Genomic DNA, 5,381 nt, shown 5'->3' with positions numbered 1-5,381 from the left:
GAGCAATTTATTTATATCACATTTTTCTGATTGAGCTGAAGCTAAATTTGAAATACATGTCAGTGTCAATAAAATTGTCAATATGCTTAGAATCTTTCTCATCATTTTTATTTGTATGAAGCACAACGGTTAGTATATGAAATCGTTTGGCATTTCGAAGCTCTGAACTGTCAAACCACTACAAATTTTATTAGGTGTAACAACCTCAAAATTAGCACTATCCGCCAAATGTTTTATATACATTGTTAGGTGCTGGGCTTTATTCATTATCAAGCACTTACGCTCATTTATTTCACTATTTTTTGTTTTATTTGGGGCGGCAATTTTTCCGTGCATTTGGGCAGACATACTCTTTGACAAGTTTTGGTTTGTGTGTCGGCTTTTCGAGCGACTTGGCAATGTGTATGACTGCGAAGCGTGGATATTATTCATTCAGTGTGTTTTCTAAAGTTTCCTTAAATTCATTTTCATTCTCGTTATTATAAAAAGGAACTCCAGTTATTAAATATTTGTCCGATTCAATTTCGATTGTCTTTTTATCTTCTCGGATTTGCTTTAAAAAGTCCTCTTTCCATTTGTCGTGAGCTTTTAAATGATTTCCTTTAGGCTCGATGAAGACTTGATAAGTCAATTCGTTACCAGCTTTTTGTTTGCAGAATAAAACAAAGTCAGGCTCAAATGCTCTCCCTAATTTGTCAATAATTTTAATCTCTCTTTCGTTACGAATAAGGTAAATATTTTCAAAGTTTTTCTCCAATTTTTCAAAACGCTTTGCAAACATCTTAACAAAATCCTTTTCCTCACTTGTGCCATAATTTGCATTATAAACATACCATTTTGGTTCACTTACAACATCAAACTGACCGTCTGCTCGTTCGCTGTCTTTATAAACTTTTATTTCTTTATCCTTAAATACTTCTCGTATTGGTTTATTTATGTAGTTTGAACCTTCATATTCAGTTAAGTTAGATTTTATTTCAGATTCAATAGTTTGTAACAAACCTTGTACTGCAAGTAAATAATCGTGGTTTGAAATTTCTGCAAGTCTTGTTTTTGTACCATTAAAAGTGATTTCTAAACCACCTAAATAGTCTGCGCTATCAATGAAATTAGATAAAGATTCTACATTTGGAAAATAACGCTCTAAACTGTCAAAATAATAAAACGGATTTTGAGCTAATGCAAAACGAATGATGTGATTTGAAATTTCTGAGATTTCAATGTCTTTTTGTTCTATTTTTTCGGTTTTGACATCCTTTTCTTCTTTACCAAAAACATCAGACTTTTGACCTATACCAGAAGAAAGAGTAAAAGTGAAATTGCGTTTTGAAACTCCTAAATCTGTAAATGATTTTACGTTACCGTAACTTTTCTCAACTTTTTTATTAAAAACAACTCTACCCGATTTGTAAAAATCTGATTCTTTGAAATCCAATTTTAATGAAAGTTGCTTGGTTTCCAGCTTATCTTCATCTTCATAAATTCCTGATTCAACTAATGCTTTTTTCAATTCAGAAATATATCTGTTATCCTCTTTGGTGTGATAATATAATTCTTCTAATATTTTTAAATCATTAGAAGTGTCATCATCATATTTACGCGTGTATTGGTCTTGACCTGCTTCTAGTGTAAAGGGGAAGTATCTTGCACCTCTACCTATTAATTGAGCTTCTGAAAGTGTTGTTTTACCAATTGTTGTATTTGAACCACCAGTATTTTGTCCTTCATACAACCGAACAATATCAAATAGATTTAAAACATCCCAACCTTCGTTTAATTTTTGTACCGCAAAAACAGCTCTAATTGGATTATTTTCATCTTCCAATGTGTTTAATCTTATTTGATTTAATTCAGCTTCCTTGTCGTTGTTGGCACTTATGCAATTTTCTTCTTTAAAATTTGATTTTATGCGCTTTGCTATTTCGTTTGATGAAAGGTTTTTACTTTCAAAAAATGCAAATGCTTTTTGAACTATACCAACGGTAGAAGTCTTTTTAATATTTTCTACTTCTTTAGCAGAGAAATCATCAATTAATTTATGAAAATTGAGTTTGTTCTGTTCTGATTCCTTAATGGTTTGTTTAGCTTTAAAAAGAATTACAGGTTTTAAATTAATATCCTTTGATGTTGCCAATACTTGCCTATATAAATTCAAAATCAAGGCTTGTATTATTCTTTCTTTCTCGTCATACAATGACCTAATTAAATTTATTTCTTTTGAATATTTATCAATTCTAAACTGAGCAAGGTCATATTTCTGAATTACTTTATCCTGATATTTTTCAGAAATCTCTCTGCTTTCATAATCCAATGTTGCTGTAAATTCTAAAAGAATATTATCATAATTCTGTTTCTGTATTTCAAGCACAGTTCCTTCCCAACTACCAAATAAAGCTCCGTTATTCTTTGTTGCAGAACTTAAATGATGAGCTTCGTCAGCAATTAGAGCAATTTTTTTGTCCTTAAAATCTTCGTATGTTACACTATTTTCTTTTGTATTGTTTAAGTCAATGTGCAATTGCTGAATGGTAGTAAATTTTATATTGATATTTTCCTCGTCAGCTTCTTCAAAATTATCAACCTCTTTTATCAATATTTCTTTCCCCCCAATTACTATTTTATTGCTGAATAAATATTTTGAAGCCTGTGGATTTAGAAAATTGTCTTTAGTTTTATTGATGATATTGTTTGAGTTTACAAAAAACAAGAAGTTGCGATAACCTTTTTCATACAGGTAAAGCATTAAACCTGCCATTACCAAAGTTTTACCACTACCTGTTGCCATATTGAAAAGTAAATGGTAAGGTTTGTTTGGTTTGCCTTCAAAGTCTTCTATGTCAGAATAAATATATCGTTTAAAAGATTCCTCTTGATAAGGACGAATCTCATATTTCAAATTATCTGCAATGTAATTTGGGACAATTACTTGTTCAAGTGCCTTTCTCGCAAAAGGATTATCGAATATGCTATATAAAAATGCCATATTTAATCCTTTTTTATTTGGTAAAAATCTTCTGTTACTTGTTTTTCTTCTTTGCTTACTGCAAAATCTTTATCGTTAATTGATGAAAGATTAACATACAACTGATTTTTATCTAATAGCTCAACTAAATGCTCTTTTTGTTGCTTTAATTCTAACTGTTTAAACTCTTCAATGTGTTTGTCTTGTTTTTGAATATCTACATTATAGTTTAGGAATGATTTAGCTTTCATTTGTTCCCAAATCTTTAAAAGAGCATTGCTGTCTTTCGCTTGTTCAATTTGCTCAATAAATATTTGATTGTATTTTTTGAGTTCTAAGTATGTGAATGAGCCTCCTGAAATCCATTTTACAATTGGACTTATACCAGTATTATCACCATTTATAACATTATTTAATCTAATAACTGAATCATTTTCGCCATAATCTAGTTGTTCTATTCCGATATATTGGCGACCTGCTTTATGTGCCACAGCTGCTGTTGTACCACTACCTAAGTGATAATCTAAAACAATGTCATTTTTACCTGTAAACATTTCTATTAAGCGTAAGATAATTAACTCAGGTTTTTTCCCTTTTAATAAAGTAACGCTTCCTTCCAAATATAAATTTACAATAGGAATATCATTCCAAATATCACCTAGAGCCTGACTGTATGTTAAATTACCTTCATGGTCTGTTATAATTCTGTCAGCAAGAAATACTACTTCTCGTCCGTTCCATGCCCATTTATCTAATCCCGTTGCTGTTGTTATTTTTTGCAGCTTCTTATTTCCAAGTGTTTTTTTATATGCCTCTGATTTATTTCTTACTCTATTGAAAATATTTGCTGCATTGTTGAGCATAAATTCTTCTTTTTGCTCTTCACTTTTAATTTTATTAGCTTTAAATATTTCATTCAAAGCAAAAACCTCCCAATCATTATAATCTTTACTATCGTTTCTATTGATATACTTATTATATTCAAAATCTACATCTTTATTAGTGTATTGCGGTGTTATTTTAGTTCCAGATTTTTTAGAATAAATATGTAAAAACTCTTTAATTTTTGGAGGTTTTTTATCAATGTGTGCCATTTTCTCACCACTAACGTAAGACATTTGAACACAAATCGATGTAAGAAAAGACATCTGTAAAACTTCATCCATTAACACTTTTAGATAGGCTTGCTCATTGTCATCACATTGAACAACAATAAAACCATCATCTTTTAAAAGAAATTGAGCAGCTTGAAACCTATTTTTCATAAAAGTCATCCAGGTCGAATGATTAAAGCTATCGTTGTATCCAAAACTATCACTACCTGTATTGTACGGTGGGTCAATATAAATTAGCTTAACCTTTCCAGAAAATTCTTTTTTCAAAGAATGCAAAGCCAAAAGATTATTGCCTTTAATAATTAGATTGTCAGTAATTGTATTTTCTGGCAAACCTCTTTTTCTGTTTACTGCTGCATCACGGGTAAAAACTTTAAATGCTTTTTCTCCTTCTTTGTCGTAGGTTTTAGCATTGGTTAAAACTTTTGGTTCAAGAAGTTGAGTTATTTCATCTTGTGCCAAAGTTTCGTTAAAGAAAATTTCTTCTCGTTTATCTTCTTCTCGGCTTTGTCCTCCTTCTAAAATACAATCTTTAAATGGCCAAACTAAAGCAACTTCATTTCGTTGTTTTAGATATTTTCCGTCAAGGGTTAATCCAACTTTGTTTTTATATTGTGTGTAGCTGTCGTTTAAATAATTTTTCTGTTCCAAAAATTGCACAAACAAGTTTTGATTAAAAACTAATGTTCCTTTTACTTCAATGAAGAATTTTTCTTTTAATTCCTTACTGCCAAGCAATAATTCAATTAGTCCAGCATCAAAATTCTGTGCTTTATTTATCACAACCCACTTTTTCAATTCTCCGCTGTCACTAACGAAATTATTCTCTTTTTTGAGTTGTGTTTCTAATGTATCGTATAGTTTCATTTAATAATCCTTAGTCAATATTTTTAATCTTGCAATGTACTAATTTCTTGTTGGAGCGATGGCAAAAAATAGCTCTTTTAGTTTTTTAGTGTCGGCTTTTTTTGTGTGTTGGCAAAAAACTAAATGTGCTATTTGTGCGTTGGCTTTTTCTTTTATTTAAGCGGGTCGGCAAAACAAAAATCTTTCAATTTAGCACTTCGTTTCATTTTTCCCAGCCTTGCACCTAACGGCAGTCTGTCTAAAAACTCAACAAACTGCTCAAATAAGTGTTAAATATAGCTGTTTTAAGGATACATAAAAATTGATATTGCTTTTATTTTCTGACAGAAACCAAGTTCTTATTTTGGCTAATTTCAACCCTAAGAGCTCCATTAATTCAAGAAAGTAAGATAATAGCTGTTTTGCCCATTTTATCAGGGCTTTTATGCCAACAATAT

General features: G+C 30.5%; 2 protein-coding genes. Both read right to left on the bottom strand.

Features of this window, described 5'->3' with window-relative positions; translation table 11 throughout:
• Positions 1-424 precede the first annotated feature (424 nt).
• Positions 425-2,983, bottom strand: a complete 2,559-nt coding sequence (locus BZG02_RS20455) for a DEAD/DEAH box helicase family protein (protein ID WP_101263606.1) — start codon at positions 2,981-2,983, stop codon at positions 425-427.
• 2 nt (positions 2,984-2,985) lie between these two features.
• Positions 2,986-4,944 (bottom strand): DNA methyltransferase, encoded by a 1,959-nt coding sequence (locus BZG02_RS20450; RefSeq protein ID WP_101263605.1) that lies wholly within the window; start codon positions 4,942-4,944, stop codon positions 2,986-2,988.
• Positions 4,945-5,381: the final 437 nt, after the last annotated feature.

This window comes from Labilibaculum filiforme, from assembly GCF_002843315.1.
GTDB lineage: Bacteria > Bacteroidota > Bacteroidia > Bacteroidales > Marinifilaceae > Labilibaculum > Labilibaculum filiforme.
Note: the sequence above shows the minus strand (reverse complement) of the source record. Positions and strands in the feature narration are given on the sequence as shown.

What these genes read in the sequence shown, in the direction of transcription:
- BZG02_RS20455 (WP_101263606.1), bottom strand. Translation starts at nt 2,983, where the DNA reads ATGGCATTTTTATATAGCATATTCGATAATCCTTTTGCGAGAAAGGCA.
- BZG02_RS20450 (WP_101263605.1), bottom strand. Translation starts at nt 4,944, where the DNA reads ATGAAACTATACGATACATTAGAAACACAACTCAAAAAAGAGAATAAT.